Origin of the sequence: Clostridium chromiireducens, from assembly GCF_002029255.1 — a bacterium.
Classification (GTDB): Bacteria; Bacillota; Clostridia; order Clostridiales; family Clostridiaceae; genus Clostridium; species Clostridium chromiireducens.
In genome coordinates this window covers 82,887-99,105 of record NZ_MZGT01000001.1, presented here as the reverse complement: position 1 = coordinate 99,105, position 16,219 = coordinate 82,887, and the positions used below count along the sequence as shown (strand labels likewise).

Annotated in this window: 13 protein-coding genes; all 13 read right to left on the bottom strand. The window is 31.4% G+C overall.

Going from position 1 to position 16,219, the window contains the following annotated elements; all coding sequences use genetic code 11:
* Window positions 1-31: 31 nt before the first annotated feature.
* The 13 genes from CLCHR_RS00530 to leuC all read right to left on the bottom strand — a co-directional run bounded on the left by CLCHR_RS00530 (window position 32) and on the right by leuC (window position 16,216).
* Window positions 32-1,231 carry a CapA family protein gene (locus tag CLCHR_RS00530; RefSeq protein ID WP_079437703.1) on the bottom strand — a complete coding sequence of 400 codons (1,200 nt, stop codon included), beginning with the start codon at window positions 1,229-1,231 and terminating at the stop codon, window positions 32-34.
* Window positions 1,232-1,322: 91 nt separating this feature from the next.
* Complete coding sequence (locus CLCHR_RS00525) at window positions 1,323-2,717, bottom strand: methyl-accepting chemotaxis protein (protein WP_079437702.1); 1,395 nt, start codon at window positions 2,715-2,717, stop codon at window positions 1,323-1,325.
* A 352-nt stretch (window positions 2,718-3,069) separates the two neighbouring features.
* Window positions 3,070-4,071 (bottom strand): LacI family DNA-binding transcriptional regulator, encoded by a 1,002-nt coding sequence (locus CLCHR_RS00520; protein WP_079437701.1) that lies wholly within the window; start codon window positions 4,069-4,071, stop codon window positions 3,070-3,072.
* Window positions 4,072-4,445: 374 nt separating this feature from the next.
* Window positions 4,446-5,966, bottom strand: a complete 1,521-nt coding sequence (gene malQ / locus CLCHR_RS00515) for a 4-alpha-glucanotransferase (protein ID WP_079437700.1) — start codon at window positions 5,964-5,966, stop codon at window positions 4,446-4,448.
* 351 nt (window positions 5,967-6,317) lie between these two features.
* A complete protein-coding gene (locus tag CLCHR_RS00510; RefSeq protein WP_079437699.1) occupies window positions 6,318-7,217 on the bottom strand; it encodes a carbohydrate ABC transporter permease in 900 nt (299 codons plus the stop codon).
* Window positions 7,217-8,083 carry a carbohydrate ABC transporter permease gene (locus tag CLCHR_RS00505; RefSeq protein ID WP_079437698.1) on the bottom strand — a complete coding sequence of 289 codons (867 nt, stop codon included), beginning with the start codon at window positions 8,081-8,083 and terminating at the stop codon, window positions 7,217-7,219. The genes CLCHR_RS00510 and CLCHR_RS00505 overlap by 1 nt, the downstream gene beginning before the upstream one ends.
* A gap of 121 nt (window positions 8,084-8,204) precedes the next feature.
* Entirely contained in the window at window positions 8,205-9,515 is a 1,311-nt protein-coding gene (locus CLCHR_RS00500; RefSeq protein ID WP_079437697.1) for an ABC transporter substrate-binding protein, read from the bottom strand.
* Between the two features lie 383 nt (window positions 9,516-9,898).
* On the bottom strand, window positions 9,899-10,153 hold the full coding sequence (locus CLCHR_RS00495; RefSeq protein ID WP_079437696.1) for a GIY-YIG nuclease family protein: 255 nt from the start codon (window positions 10,151-10,153) through the stop codon (window positions 9,899-9,901).
* A 140-nt stretch (window positions 10,154-10,293) separates the two neighbouring features.
* Window positions 10,294-11,298, bottom strand: a complete 1,005-nt coding sequence (gene ilvC, locus CLCHR_RS00490; protein WP_079437695.1) for a ketol-acid reductoisomerase — start codon at window positions 11,296-11,298, stop codon at window positions 10,294-10,296.
* A 13-nt stretch (window positions 11,299-11,311) separates the two neighbouring features.
* A complete protein-coding gene (gene ilvB, locus CLCHR_RS00485) occupies window positions 11,312-12,985 on the bottom strand; it encodes a biosynthetic-type acetolactate synthase large subunit (RefSeq protein WP_079437694.1) in 1,674 nt (557 codons plus the stop codon).
* A 252-nt stretch (window positions 12,986-13,237) separates the two neighbouring features.
* Entirely contained in the window at window positions 13,238-14,311 is a 1,074-nt protein-coding gene (gene leuB, locus CLCHR_RS00480; protein WP_079437693.1) for a 3-isopropylmalate dehydrogenase, read from the bottom strand.
* Between the two features lie 146 nt (window positions 14,312-14,457).
* Window positions 14,458-14,943, bottom strand: a complete 486-nt coding sequence (gene leuD, locus CLCHR_RS00475; protein WP_079437692.1) for a 3-isopropylmalate dehydratase small subunit — start codon at window positions 14,941-14,943, stop codon at window positions 14,458-14,460.
* Window positions 14,944-14,956: 13 nt separating this feature from the next.
* Window positions 14,957-16,216, bottom strand: a complete 1,260-nt coding sequence (gene leuC, locus CLCHR_RS00470) for a 3-isopropylmalate dehydratase large subunit (protein WP_079437691.1) — start codon at window positions 16,214-16,216, stop codon at window positions 14,957-14,959.
* Between the last annotated feature and the right edge of the window lie 3 nt (window positions 16,217-16,219).

Sequence of the window (16,219 nt, the reverse complement as noted above, 5' to 3'; positions counted from 1 at the left end):
TATTTTCCTTTTTCTCTGCATTAAATTAATTTTAACCTAATGTAAAAAATTCATCTTTAATTCTTCCATTTAATGTTGGTGATAATTCATTTAAGTTTTTTAATATATTTATCTTGTTTTCACCGCTAGCTAAGGTAGGGATATAATCATTTCTATCGTTTCTTGAAGATATCATAGCGGGTAACACTTTATATTCAAAACCAACTAATTTATTATCTTCAACTTTAACTTTAGATTGAAGTATCAATGTTCTTTTGTCGGGAGGGTTTGAGTTCCCTCCAAAGCAAAAGTTTCCCATGGAATATGCTATAAGTCTGCCTTTATAGCTTTCCATACTTTGAATAACATGGGGATGTGAGCCTATGACAGCATCAGCTCCATTATCAATAGCAAATCTCGCCAAGTTCTCTTGAACATCATATGGCCTATATGATCGCTCTATTCCCCAATGAAAATATGGGATTACAATTTCTGCGCCTTGCTTTCTTAAATCACTAATATCATTTGCTATTTTTACTCTCAAATCTTTTGAGTATTCCCAACCTGTATATCCCAAAAATCCAAACTTAACTCCTTTGATGTCTTTTAATATCTTATATCCTTCACCACAAATATCAACACTATTTGATTTCAAAGTATTAATTGTATCACTTATACCTTGACTACCATAATCATAAATATGATTATTGGCTATTGTAACACCATCTATAGATGCATTCGTAAGAATATTAACATATTCCTTAGGTCCTTTAAAATTATAAAACACCTCTCCATCTTTATGCGCTTTAACATTTGAGTCAGTAAATGTAGTCTCTAAATTCACTAATGTATAATCATCATTCTTAAATATATCTGATACATTTTGCATGAAATAAGAATAATTCCTTCCGCTATTAATGAATGCTGCCGGTAAACTACCGTCATAAGCAAATTTAGTATCAGTCCCTAGCGTAAAATCTCCAGCAAAGGAAATTAAAATCTCCTTCTTAACTGATTCTTTTACGATATTATCTTCATCAGTTGTTTCACTTATAATTTCATTATTTATTTTATTGCTATTAATTTCATTTTTGGGTATATTTGGAGTATTTATACTTTTCAAATACAACCCAAATCCACTAACAATGAATATACTTGCGACAATTGAAATAAAACTTCTTAAATAACCATTTTGTTTCCTTAAAGCTTCTTGCCGTTTTTTTTCATGCTTCTTGTAATTTCTTCTACTCATATATAGTCCCCCAATTTCTAGACTTTGAGTTATCTTTATACAAATATTAACACATTATACATTAAGCTTCTATAAATATAATCTTATTATCTTAGATTTTATATACATTAATAACATCTTTCAGTTCTTCTGCAATAGTAGTTTGTTCATAAATAGCCTTAACAATAGTCCCCACTTGCTCAGTAACTTCATCCACATTTTTTTGTATATCTTGTGATTTACTAGCTGTCTCTACTGCATTTAAGCTTACTCTATTAATTCCTTGGGTTATTTGCATAATAATTTCTTCAATAGTCATGCTAGTATTTTGAACCTCTTCTGCCATGTTAGTAATTAATCTTGAATCATTTTCATAGCTAGTTGCTGTCTCAATTAATAGTTCATAATCACTATCTACATCTTCTTGTAAAAATGAAAGTAAATCTTTGCTATGCTCGCTCAAATTACTAAAAGCACCTTGTACCTCGCTGATGATCTTTTTTATTTTATCAACGGTATCTGTGCTTTGTTCAGCTAATTTCCTTACCTCGTCAGCAACTACAGCGAAACCTTTTCCTTGCTCTCCAGCCCTTGCTGCCTCTATTGCTGCATTAAGTGCCAAAAGATTGGTTTGCTCTGATACTCCTGCAATTACATCTGCCATCATTTTGATATCTTGTACCACACTGCCTTGCTCAATCGCATTAGTAATATTCTCAATCTTCTCTAAGTATATTCTCCTCGCATTTTCTGCAGCTGTTTGTCCCTTTTCTTTAACATGAATTGCTTTGTTTCTTATAGTTTCCGCAGATTTATTATCTGTTACTGCAAGTTCATTTAAGCCTGATACTACAGTCTTTATTTCAAATGTTGATGAATTTACTTCCTGAGAAACTGCGCTTAGCTGTTCAACTTCACTAGAAATTACTTCAGTTGAAGAATTAACTTCCAATATTCTATTATTTATGCTGTTAACTATATTATTAAGTTCTTCACTTGATTTTATTAATAACTTTGAATAAGAATATATATTACCAACCATTGATCTATTAGCATTTATTGCTTCATTTAAGCTTTCTATAACATCTCCGAACTCTTTATCATAATTTCCTACAAGTTTTATGGTTAAATCACCTGCTCTTAATGAATGTGAAAATTTGCTCAATTCATTTAGAGGCTTAAGTATTCTTCTAATAATTATAATTGCAAGTATTAGGGTAACTATAAATCCAGCAATGGAAACAATAATTGATATATTAGTAAATTTATTTACCGAATTCTCAAGTTCTGTAATAGATGCTCTCATGCTTTGCTTTGTCATTGTCTGAACCGCTGCATTATTGATTATCTCCTGAGTTACTCCTAATTCTTTCACAATATTTTTCATTTGATTAATGCAAACGCTTGCTATTATAAGCATAAAGCTTAATACAATAATATAACTAACTATGATTCTATTTTTTAAGCTTGTTCCATTTCTATTATTTTTTTCTCTTTTTATCTTCATTGTACTCTCCCTTTCTATAATAGTTTTAGTAAATCATTAGTTCTTTTGCTTAATTTTTAATTATCTCACCATTTAATTTTGTCGTTAAACGTTAACAAATGTCGTAAATCATATGTACTACTCTTCCATAATTAATTATCCAAGAGTAGTACATATAAAATAAAAGAACCCTCTAAAACTAAAAATATTTTTAATTTTTATAAGAATTCTTTTGTATTACATACTTATTTTTATAATATTATTTTTTAGGCTATGAGTGAGTTTGCCCATTTAATCATTTAAAATGCTTATTATTAATAAATCCAATCGCAATCGCTTGCAGCTTTAGATAATACTTATTAAATTGAAAGTATTATTTAAAGGACTCTCTTTTTACAAGTTTAGTATCAATAATATAGTGGTCTATTGATTTTTCATCATTTTCCAAGGAGTCTATTAAGATTTTTACTGCATAATATCCAAGTTCAGCCGAATTAATATCTATTGATGATAGTGATGGACTTTGAAATTCATCTAGTGGATTATTATTAAACCCTACTACATCTATATTTCTTATATTGTTCTCTTTAAGAACTTTTAATGTTCCAAAAGCTAACACATCATCTTCTACTATTATAGCCGTAGGTGTAGCTTTCTCTAATAATCTTACAGTTCCAATTCTACCTTCTTGTTCATTAAACTCCTTAACCATGACAACATTATTATCTTGTATTGATATCCCATTAATCTCACACGCCACTTTAAATCCCTTAAATCTATCCTTAGTTACATTCCATTCCTTTTTAGCCCCTAGGAAAGCAATATTTTTATGACCTTTTTTTATAAGTTCATTTACTAAATTATAAGTAGCTTGGAAATTATCATTATCAACCCATAACACATCCTCTGTCTCTTCCGGTCTTCCAATTACTACAAATGGGAACTGTGTTTCCTTAAGATACTTAATACTTTTATCCTCAGTTCTCGCACGTAATAAACATATTCCATCGACCAAATTACTAGTGATAAAATTATTAATGTACTCCAATTCTGTCTTCTCATCCTCACTAAATGCGTAAGTTATATAATATTTCTTATTTTGAGCGTAGCTGCTCATACCTTTCATTGCTTGGATAAAAAACGTACTAGTTATCAAATCATGAGCTTCACTTGGTAAAACTACACCTAAAATTCTGCTTTTCTTATTAGCTAGACTCCTAGCTATGGCATTAGGTCTATATTTTAAACGTTTTATTGCCTCCCTAACTTTCTCCTTAGTTTCTTCACTTATTTGTGAACTATCGGATATAACCCTAGATACGGTTGATGGTGATACATTTGCTTCTTTTGCTACTTCTTTTATTGTAACTTTCATATCCTCTACTCCTTTCTATACTAATAAACCACTGTAACATTTATTAATATTTATTTTAAAGCTTCTAAAATAAAAGCTTAAAAGTAGAATCTATTATTATAAGACTCTACTCATCTTAAATATTCTTATCTTTGCAGATAATTTGCTCTAATAATCTTAATATTATCATACCTATAAAAATGTTACAAACAGTATATTACTAAGTTTTACTAACAACAAAATTTACCGTACGGTTGTTAGTAAAGCCTCCAAATAAATAATAAGAAACTCCTAAATAAACAAGTGAAAATACCCTCTATTTATTAATATGGAAATAATCTTCACAATATATAAATTAATATTGCAAAGATTATTTAAGTAAATTCATATTAATTTTATAGATCTTGTACACTGTCTATATTAGACTTTTTATTTGTTCTTCCATAGATTTCAGTAAGCTTATTAATTTTTTCAGCCAAATCATCTGTTATTAATGATCCTTTTACTCTCCAACGCCAGTTATTTCCCAGTGTTGATGGTAAGTTAATTCTCGCTTCATTTCCTAAATCTAGGAAGTCTTGCATCTGAGCTATAGCAATATCCGCAATGCTACTCCAAGCCCCTCTTATGAACCCCCAATTATAGCCTTCCTCTTTGCTTAAGCCTAAATATTCTATAGCATTTTTAACTTGCTCTTTTGGCGCTGTTGTCTCCATCCACCCTCTAACAGTATCATTGTCATGAGTACCAGTATAAACTATAAAGTTCTTTTCATAATTATGAGGTAAAAAAGGATTTTCACTATCTGAATCGAATCCAAATGTTAATATTTTCATTCCTGGGAAACCAGTATTATTTCTCAATTTAATGGTTTCTTCAGTTAATGTTCCCAAATCTTCAGCAATTATATTAACATCTCCTAGCTCATCCTTAATTGCATTAAATACTTTTATTCCAGGTCCTTTTATCCATTCACCATTTTCTGCTGTATCATCACCATAAGGAATTGACCAATATGATTCAAATCCCTTAAAATGATCTATTCTAAGCACATCATATAGATTTAAACTTTGTCTTATACGATCAACCCACCATTTGTAATCTGTTTTCTCCATATAGTTCCAATCATAAATTGGATTTCCCCACAATTGTCCCGTTGCCGAGAATATATCAGGCGGACATCCAGCAACCTTTAGTGGCTTTAATGTCTTTTTATGAAGTAAAAACGCCTCAGGGTTGGCCCACACATCAGCACTATCTTCTGCAACATATATAGGCATATCTCCTACTATTTCAATATCTAATTCATTTATATATGATTTTAAGTTTTCCCATTGTTTATAAAATTCATATTGTAGGAACTTCCAGAATCCTATTTCATCGATTAATAGTTTTTTATACTTTTCGATAGCTTCTGGTTTCCTTAGTTTGATGTCTTCATCCCATGTCTGCCAGCTTTTTAAACCGAAATGATTTTTAACAGCCATATATAATGCATAATCTTCAAGCCAATATGTCTCTTTTTCTTCAAATTTTTTTGCATCTTTAGAATCTTGTATTTTAAAATTTTCATACGCTTTTCTTAAAACCTTGAATTTTTCTACAAATATTACACCATAATCAATATCCTCAGTATATTCACCAAAGCTAACTGTCTCGTAGTCTTCCTTACTAAGTAAGCCATCTTTTCTTAATATCTCAAAATCTATGAAATACGGATTTCCAGCAAATGCTGAAAAAGATTGATAAGGTGAATCACCATAACTCGTAGGGCCTAAGGGCAGAATCTGCCAGTACCTTTGTCCTGCTTTCTTTAAAAAATCTCCGAATTCATATGCTTCATTACCAAAGGTTCCTATTCCGTATTCTCCTGGTAGCGAAGCAATGTGCATAATAATACCACTACCTCTATTCATATCTTCCTCCTATTTTCACCTTTCGTTCTAAATATTCTGCGGAAATTTATACTCTCTCACAGCTTAAGCAAGCGTTTGCGTAAAAACCTATAAATTAGTTATTGTTAACTATAACAATCTAAATAACTCTATTCTGCCATAGTTAAAAATCAAGAGACTATCCTCAAAAGTATTTCTTAAACTATTCTAATTTATAGAGTTTCTTAACTAAAATTTAAATTATACCTTTTCTAACCTGCTCTACAATATTATGATTTATTGATATATATTAAATCTTGATTAAAAATCCGCATTTCATTAAATTACTACATTAAGCAACTTTTAAAGTAGTCTCTAAATTCCTATCAATAATTATTTTATTGATCCTTGAACAATCCCTGCAATTATTTGCTTTTGAACAAAGAAGTAGAATATAACTATTGGAATTATAGCTAAAATCAATGCCGCCATTGCTAATTCCCATTGTTTTGAGAATGCTCCAAAGAAATTATTCATAGCTAGTGGTATAGTATTTATTTTACCGTTTACTGTTAAGAATGGTAACAAGAAATCATTCCATACCCATATACTATTTAATACTGCTACCGTAACAGTAGTTGGTTTTAATAATGGCAATATTACTTTTAAATAAGTTTGCCATTTGCTACAGCCATCTATAGTTGCCGCCTCTTCAACTTCTTTCGGTATACCTTTAATAAATCCATGAAATAAGAATATGCTCATACTAACACCAAATCCTATATACATAAATATAAGACCATAGTGAGTACCTAACATCTTAATAGGACCAATTTGAATCTTTGCCATCCATTTTACAAGTGGTAGCATTACAGCTTGGAACGGTACTATCATTCCTGAAGTGAATACATAAAATATTATCTTACTCTTCTTACTTTGATCACGAACCAATACCCATGCAGCCATTGAAGAAAATAAAATTATTAATGCTACGCTTCCAACTGTTATTACCATTGAATTAATAAATGAGTTTAGCATATCCATTCTATTTATAGCATCTAAATAGTTTTTCAAATTCCATGTGGTTGGTAAACCTGTGGTATTCGCAAAAATTTCCCTTCTTGTTTTAAATGAATTTATGAACATTAAATAGAAAGGTGCCATGTATAATATTAGTAATGCCCATGCAAATCCTTCTAGGAATTTCAGCCTTCCAGTATAGCTATCTAGTGTTTTTAGCTTTTTATTTGATTTACTCTTTTCTACATTATTAACCATTTTACTTGCTTCCATTATGCTTCTACCTCCTTCTTCTTGTTGAAGTAAACTTGTGTTAAAGAAATAGTAGTTACAAGTACAAAGAATATAATAGCCTTAGCTTGCCCTATCCCCATATTATTTACTACAAACGCTTCTTTATATATATTTAAAGCTAGCATTTCTGTAGTTTTTGCGGGTGTTAGAGAGAAGTTTAAGTCAAATAATTTAAACGAATTAGCTAAAGTTAAAAATAAACAAATTGTCATTCCTTGTCTTACCATAGGTATAGTTATATTCTTAAACGTATGCCATCCATTTGCTCCATCAATATGTGCTGCCTCTATTAAGTCAGTTGGGACATTTTCAAGAGCCGCTACGTAAATTACCATTATATATCCAGCATATTGCCATGTTGAAACAATTAGCATCGCAAACATTGCTGTACCTGCATCCTGTAATAGGGATGTCGAAAGCGCTTTGCTTCCTAAAACTTGACCAAGTCCAGTAAATACTGAGTTAAACATAAATTGCCATATAAATCCTAGGATAAGCCCTCCTATTAGATTTGGCATAAAGAATCCAGTTCTTAAGAAATTATTAGTTTTTAATTTTCTTGTAACTGCATATGCTAGTCCAAAACCAACTAAATTAATACTTATTACACTTGCAATTGTGTATAATATAGTTATTTTTAAAGAATATATGAATTGTTCATCTTTAACAAGATTTATATAATTCTTTATTCCAACAAAATCATATTCCGGATTCGCACCATTCCAATTTGTAAATGTATAATAAATACCAATTATGAATGGGATTATTACTACCATTGTTATTGCAAATAGAGATGGACCTACAAAAATCCAAAAATCTCTACTATCTTTCATTTTCTTACCCATATACTTGCTCCTTTCTAATAATATTTATTATTATGTTCTAAGACTTATATATAAATTCTTATAAAATATTCATGAGGAAGTTTTAGTTTCCCCATGAATCCATTTTGAACTTTTTAATTTATTATTGTTTAGCTTTTTGTTCCGCGTCCTGAAGACCTTGTAACATATCTTTCTTAGCTTGCGCTCCCATGTCAGTTGTAAGGAACTTAGAGAATACAGGTCCTATATTATTCATTGTAAATCCATCTGGTAGATTAGTAAATGCCCATGGAAGTGTTTTCCCTGCTTTATTATACTCAGATATTGATTTATTTAATTTATTGTCACTTTCAACTGCAAAGTTTGTGAATGCAGGGATCATGTTCATATCTTTAACTAGTGATTCTTGACCAGTTTTGCTATTAACCATCCAATCTAAGAATTCTTTAGCTTCTTTATTAACTTTTGAGTCTTTATTTACTACCCAGTACATTGGAACCCCTACTGGAATTGATCCACTTACCTTTGTATCATTATTGATAGCTAAAGGAGCAAATCCCATATCAAATTTAGCATCTAAATTCTTTAAATCTCCAGCAACCCAGTTACCTTGGTGTAGGAATGCAGTTTTTCCAAGTGCGAAGTTACCAACTTGATTACTGTAATCTATTGTATCTAATGTTTTTCCTCCGCCATATTTGCAAAGTAATTCTACAAGATTCATCCAATCATTAAATTGTTTATTATTAACTAAATCTGCTTTTCCTGCAACGTAGTCTTGCGTAAATTGTTTTGGATTTTCTTGAGCTGCTAACGGAATATTAAATGTATGATTACCAGTTACCCAAGTTTCTTTAGTTGTATATGATACAACATTATCAATTCCTAATTCAGCTTTTTTGCTATCCAATTTTTCAAATGCTGCTTTTAACTTATCAAATGTATCTATAGATTTGGCATCGATTCCAGCCTTGTCCAAAATTTCTTTATTATATATTAGTCCATAACCTTCTGTTGCTGCTGGCATACCATATACTTTTCCGTCAAAGGTAACTGTATCTAATGTTCCCTTAACAGCATTACTTACCCATTTTTCTGAGCTTAAATCGTCAATTTTATGTTTCCAAACTCCATAATCTCCTGCACCTTGGATCATAAATATATCTGGTTCAGTACCTTTTTGGAATTCTGCTTTTAGTGATGCACCATAGTCTGCACCTCCACCTACTGAAGTAATTTCTACTTTGACTCCTTTTTCTGCCTCATACTTTTTAGCTAGTTCTTGAAGCGCATCGTTAATTTCAACCTTTAATTGAAATACTTTAATTGTTCTTCCACTTCCAGAATCGCTTGTATTCTTTGACTCAGTGCTTGATGATGTTCCACATCCAACCATAGTTCCAACTAATAGCGTAGAAGCCAAAATTGTTGATAAAAATTTTTTTGTTTTCATGTGAATACCCCTCCATTAAAATTCATTTGATTTTTGATTATTTTCAAAAACCTTATACTATATTATATAACATATATCTAAAATTTTATTTTTAGATATATAATGTTAACATATTTTGAAATTTCTTTCGCAAGCGTTTGCGCAATTTTGAAAAAATTTAGTCCTTCTAGTATTTCTCATACTATCTAGACTCATGTTAACCTTTTCTCGAAGTAAATTCTTCTTTATGATTTAAGTATATCAATTAAAGAAAACTTTTACAAGTAATATTTTTCTTAATTATAAGGAAATTTTGATAGTTTTTCTTTTATTTATTATTAATTTCTCCGTTATAATACGTTTTTAACAAAATCGGTTGCATAAATTTATAATAATACATTTATTCATAAATTCGTACTGTATTCCTTTATTAATAATGATTTTTCTCTTCTAGTTAATCTTTTTATTTCATACTCTCTCCTCATAGCATCTCTTTTATCCTCAAATATTTCGTGATATGCTAACTTAACAGGGCCTCTGCCTTTTGTATATTTCGCTCCAATCCCATTTGAATGCATTTCAATTCTCTTTTCTAGATTATTTGTCCACCCCGTATAAAATGTCCCATCTGAACATTCCACGATATATACATAATTCATTTATTACCTCTACTTCTACATTAAAAATTGTATTGATTTCTGCATAAAGCAGAAAATCTTTCATAATAAATTATATCAAAAAAGAAGACGATCATCTAATATAAATCTCGTCTTCTAAAAATATTAAATATTATTTTATATTAGTCTACCTTAGCTGTATCTATCCAGCTCATCATTCCTCTTAATTCTTTACCAACTTTTTCGATTGGATGTTCAGCTTCCATTCTTCTTCTTGCATTGAATCCTGGTCTATTAGTTTCATTTTCTAATAACCAGTTCTTAGCGAATGTACCATCTTGAATTTCAGTAAGAACTTTCTTCATTTCTTTCTTAGTTTCATCAGTGATTATTCTTCTACCAATTTGGTAATCTCCATATTCAGCAGTATCTGAAATTGAATATCTCATCATGCTTAATCCACCTTGATATAATAAATCAACAATTAATTTCATTTCATGCATACATTCAAAATAAGCATTTTCCGGAGCATATCCTGCTTCTACCAAAGTTTCAAATCCTGCTTTGATAAGTTCTGAAACCCCACCACAAAGTACTGCTTGTTCTCCGAATAAATCAGTTTCTGTTTCATCTTTAAATGTAGTTTCAAGAATACCTGCTCTTGCTCCACCAACTCCATTAGCATATGCTAAAGCGTATTGTTTTGCTTTTCCTGTTGCATCTTGGTGTACAGCAATTAAGCAAGGTACTCCAGCACCTTCAGTATATGTTCTTCTTACTAAATGCCCTGGTCCTTTAGGTGCAACCATAAATACGTCAACGTATGATGGCGGAACTATTTGACCAAAGTGTATGTTAAATCCATGAGCAAATACTAATGCATTTCCTTCTTCTAAGTTTGGAGCAATTTCTTCGTTATATATTTTTCCTTGCTTTTCATCTGGTAATAAAATCATGATTAAATCTGCTGCTTTTGCTGCATCTGCAACTGTAGCAACTTGTAATCCAGCTGCTTCAGCTTTAGCCCAAGATTTACTTCCGTTATATAATCCAACAACAACGTCCACTCCACTTTCATGAAGATTTAGCGCATGCGCATGACCTTGGCTACCATAACCTATTATAGCAACTTTCTTTCCTTTTAATAAATTTAAATCTGTGTCCTTTTCGTAATACATTTTTGGCATTTTAATTACCCTCCTAGTTATTATTAATATCTTCTTCGCTTATTATTTGATTAATTGGTGCACCAGGTGCAACCATAGGAAAAACTTTTTTATCACTGTTTATTAGATAATCTATAAGAACTGGACCTTCTGAATCCAGAGCTTTTCTAAGTATATAGTCTATTTCATCCACTTCAGTTATTCTAAATGCTTTGGCTCCAAAAGCCTCAGCAAGCTTAACATAATCTGTAGGTCTATCTAAGGTTGTTTGAGAATATCTTCCTTCATAGAAAAAGTCCTGCCATTGTCTTACCATTCCTAGGCAATTATTATTCATAATTACTTGGATTAATGGAAGTCTATTTTTAACTGCAGTAACTAATTCATTACAATTCATCCCAAAACTTCCGTCACCAGCAATATTAATTACTCTTTTATCTGGCTTACCAACTTGAGCTCCGATTGCAGCCCCAAGACCATATCCCATTGTTCCAAGACCGCCAGATGTTATGAAAGTTCTTTCATTTCTAAAATTGAAGTATTGTGCCGTCCACATTTGGTGTTGACCTACTTCAGTAGATATTATGAAACTTCCGTCATTTAACTTATTTAACTTATCAAAGAATAATTCTGGTGTTAAACCACAATCTGATTTAACCTTCTTATTTTCTTTTAAGCTGTTTATTGTATTAATCCATTCTTCGTTTCGCTTTACGTTAATTAAAGGTATTAATTGACTTAATGCTACTTTCAAATCTCCTACAATACAAGTATCAACTTTAACATTTTTATTTATTTCTGCTGGATCAACATCTATTTGTAGCACTTTTGCATTCTTAATATGATTTTGATTACTTATAACTCTATCACTAAATCTAGCTCCAAGTGTTATTAATAAATCACATTTAGTTGCAGCAATATTTGATGCTTTTGTTCCATGCATGCCTATCATTCCTGTATATAATTCATGATTATTAGGAAATTCCGCCATACACATAAGTGATGTTGATACAGGTGAATTTATCTTTTCCGCAAAGATTAAAAGTTCCTCTGTTGCCTCAGCTATCCCAATACCACCGCCTGCATATATAAGTGGTCTTTTACTTTGATTTATTAAATCTACGGCTTCTTGTAAAGACTTTTCTGTAATATATTCAGATTTTCTAACGACTTCTTTAGGAATTATTTTATTGTACTGAGTTTTATCAGCAGTAATATCCTTTGGAATATCTATTAATACCGGTCCTGGTCTACCCTCCTGTGCTATATAAAAGGCTTCCTTAATTATATTTTGAAGTTCATTAACATCCCTTACAATATAATTATGTTTTGTTATGGGCATTGTTATTCCGGTTATATCAACTTCTTGGAAACTATCCTTTCCAAGCAATGGTTGAGCCACATTTCCTGTAATAGCAACCATAGGAATCGAATCCATATATGCTGTCGCGATGCCTGTTACTAAATTAGTAGCTCCTGGCCCTGATGTTGCAAGACAAACCCCTACTTTTCCAGTAGCTCTTGCATATCCATCAGCTGCATGAGATGCACCTTGTTCATGACAAGTTAAAATATGATTTATTTTATCTTTATACTTGTATAATTCGTCATATATATTTAATACTGCTCCACCTGGATATCCAAATATAGTCTCTACTCCTTCATCAAGTAATGACTTTATTAAGATTTCAGCCCCCGTTAATAACATTTTACTCACTCCTTTGCTTATAAAATGGTCTTAAATTCACAATTAAGGATGAAATCTCTTTGAAATTTCTTAAGTATACCTATTAATCAAAAACTTTTTTATTCCTTCATTATATATTGTGAATTATATATTATTAAAATTTTCTTCTATTACTTACAGACCCTATTGTACCGTAACATTCAGTAGTTAATGGATGAAATTTCTTTATACCCTCTATAAAGTAAATCTCTCCATTAACAATAAATTAGCTTACTATTTTAGTTTCCCACAAACTAATTTTCCCATTTCAACTGTTCCAACTTTTTTCTTACCTTCTGTCATTATATCGCCTGTTCTATACCCATCTTCAAGAACTGCAAGAACTGCTTTTTCGATTTCTTTAGCTTCTTCCTCTAACGAGAAGCTATATCTAAGCATCATAGCCGCTGAAAGGATAGTTGCTAGTGGATTCGCAATTCCTTGTCCTGCTATATCAGGTGCACTTCCGTGGATCGGCTCATACATTCCAAGAGTTCCTTCCCCAAGTGAAGCTGATGGTAACATCCCAATTGATCCTGTAACCATACTAGCTTCATCTGATAAGATATCTCCAAATATGTTCGAAGTTACAATCACATCAAATTGATTTGGATCTTTAACTAATTGCATCGCTGCATTATCAACATATAAGTGATTCACCTCAACTTCTGGATAGTCCTTAGCCATTTCATTAACTACACTTCTCCAAAGTCTTGAGCTCTCTAATATATTCGCTTTATCAACACTTGTAAGCTTTTTATTTCTCTTCATTGCTGTTTCAAATCCGATTTTAGCGATTCTAGTTATTTCATTTACGTTATATCTTTCAGTATCATAAGCGCTCTTTACTCCATTGATTTCCTCTAATCCTCTTTCTCCGAAGTAAATACCACCAGTTAATTCTCTAACGATGCAAATATCTATTCCATCTTTAACAATGCTATCTTTAAGTGGTGATTCATTTTTTAATGGAGCATATAATATGGCAGGTCTCAAGTTACAGTAAAGATTTAACGCCCCTCTTAATCCTAATAACGCTTGTTCCGGTCTTATTTTTGCTGTAGGATCATCCCATTTAGGTCCTCCGACAGCTCCAAGTAAAACCGCATCACTATTTTTGCAAGCTTCTAAAGTTGCTTCAGGAAGTGGTGTTCCTTCTTTATCTATAGCACATCCTCCAGCTAATACATACTCATATTCAAATCTATGCCCAAATTTATCCCCGATAACTTTTAAAACTTTTATAGTTTCATCTATTACTTCTGGTCCTATCCCATCTCCAGGTATTACAGCTATATTATATTTCATTATAAAAATCCCCCTCTTATAATTACCTATTTTCTTATTGCTTTTTATAAATAAACTCTTTATATATTTAATTATTATTATCTCTTTATTGATAAAATATATCAAGTTAACTTTTCTATAATCTTCTTATTATCTATATTTTATTACTATCTATTTTTTATATATCCGATTAATCCATCATTATCAATTATCTTTTGCATAAATTCCGGGAATGCTTCTCCTTGATATTCCCTATTCTTAGTTAAATTTTTAATAAGCCCTGTTGTGAAATCAACTTCTAACTCATCACCCGCATCAATATTCTTCACCGCTTCATCACATTCTAAAATTGGTAAACCAATATTAATTGAATTTCTATAGAATATTCTAGCAAAAGTCGATGCAATAACACAGCTAACTCCAGCTGTCTTAATTGCAAGTGGTGCGTGCTCTCTTGAAGAACCACAACCAAAGTTTTTATTGGCAACAATTATGTCCCCATCTTTTACATTTTTAACAAAATCAACATCTATATCTTCCATACAGTGTGCAGCTAGTTCTTTAGCATCTGATGTATTTAAATATCTTGCTGGGATTATTACGTCTGTATCTACATTATCTCCATATTTGAAAACTTTACCTTTTACGCTCATTACTAAATACCTCCTATACTAATTCTGGGTCAGTTATTTTCCCAGTTAATGCAGATGCAGCAGCCACTGCTGGACTTGCAAGATAAACTTCAGATTCAACATGCCCCATTCTTCCTACGAAATTTCTATTTGTTGTTGATATGCATCTTTCACCTTTTGCTAAAATCCCCATATGTCCACCTAAACATGGTCCACAAGTTGGTGTCGAGAATGCCGCTCCAGCTTCAACTAAATCTGTCACTATTCCTTCTTTTATTGCTTGTAAGTAAATCTTTTGAGTTCCAGGAATAACTATACATCTTATACCTTTCTTAACTTTCTTTCCTTTTAGGATATCTCTAGCTACTCTTAAATCTGAAATTCTACCATTAGTACATGACCCAATTACTACTTGATCAATAACTACATCTCCAGTATTATCAATTGTTCTTGTGTTATCTGGTAAATGAGGGAACGAAACTGTTGGTCTTAATGCGTTTAAATCAATTTCAAATACTTCATCATATTCTGCATCTTCATCAGCTTCATATTTAGTCCATTCTCTAGACGCGTGATCTTTTAAATATTCAACTGTTTTATCGTCAACTGGGAAGATTCCATTCTTTCCACCAGCTTCAATTGCCATATTTGCCATTGTGAATCTATCATCCATTGAAAGATATTGTAATCCATCACCCACAAATTCCATTGACTTGTATAATGCTCCATCAACACCAATCATTCCGATTATGTGTAATATTATATCTTTTCCACTTACCCATTTTGCAGGCTTATTCTTAAGAACAAATTTTAAAGCTGATGGCACTTTAAACCAGCATTTTCCTGTAGCCATACCTGCTGCCATATCAGTTGATCCTATACCTGTCGAAAAAGCTCCAAGAGCTCCATATGTACAAGTGTGTGAATCAGCTCCTATAACAACATCGCCTGCAACAACTAATCCTTTTTCAGGAAGTAAGCAATGCTCAATACCCATTTCCCCAACTTCAAAGAAATTTTCAATTTCCATCTTTTGAGCAAATTCTCTGATATATTTAACTTGTTCTGCTGCTTTTATATCCTTATTAGGAGTAAAGTGATCTGGAACTATAGCTATTTGGCTTTTACTAAATACCTTATCTGTTCCAAACTTTTGAAATTCATTTACAGCTACTGGAGTTGTAATATCATTCCCTAATACTAAATCAAGATTTGCCTCAATTAATTGCCCAGCTTTTACTGATTCTAATCCTGCATGTGCTGCTAAGATTTTTTGTGTCATCGTCATTCCCATTTT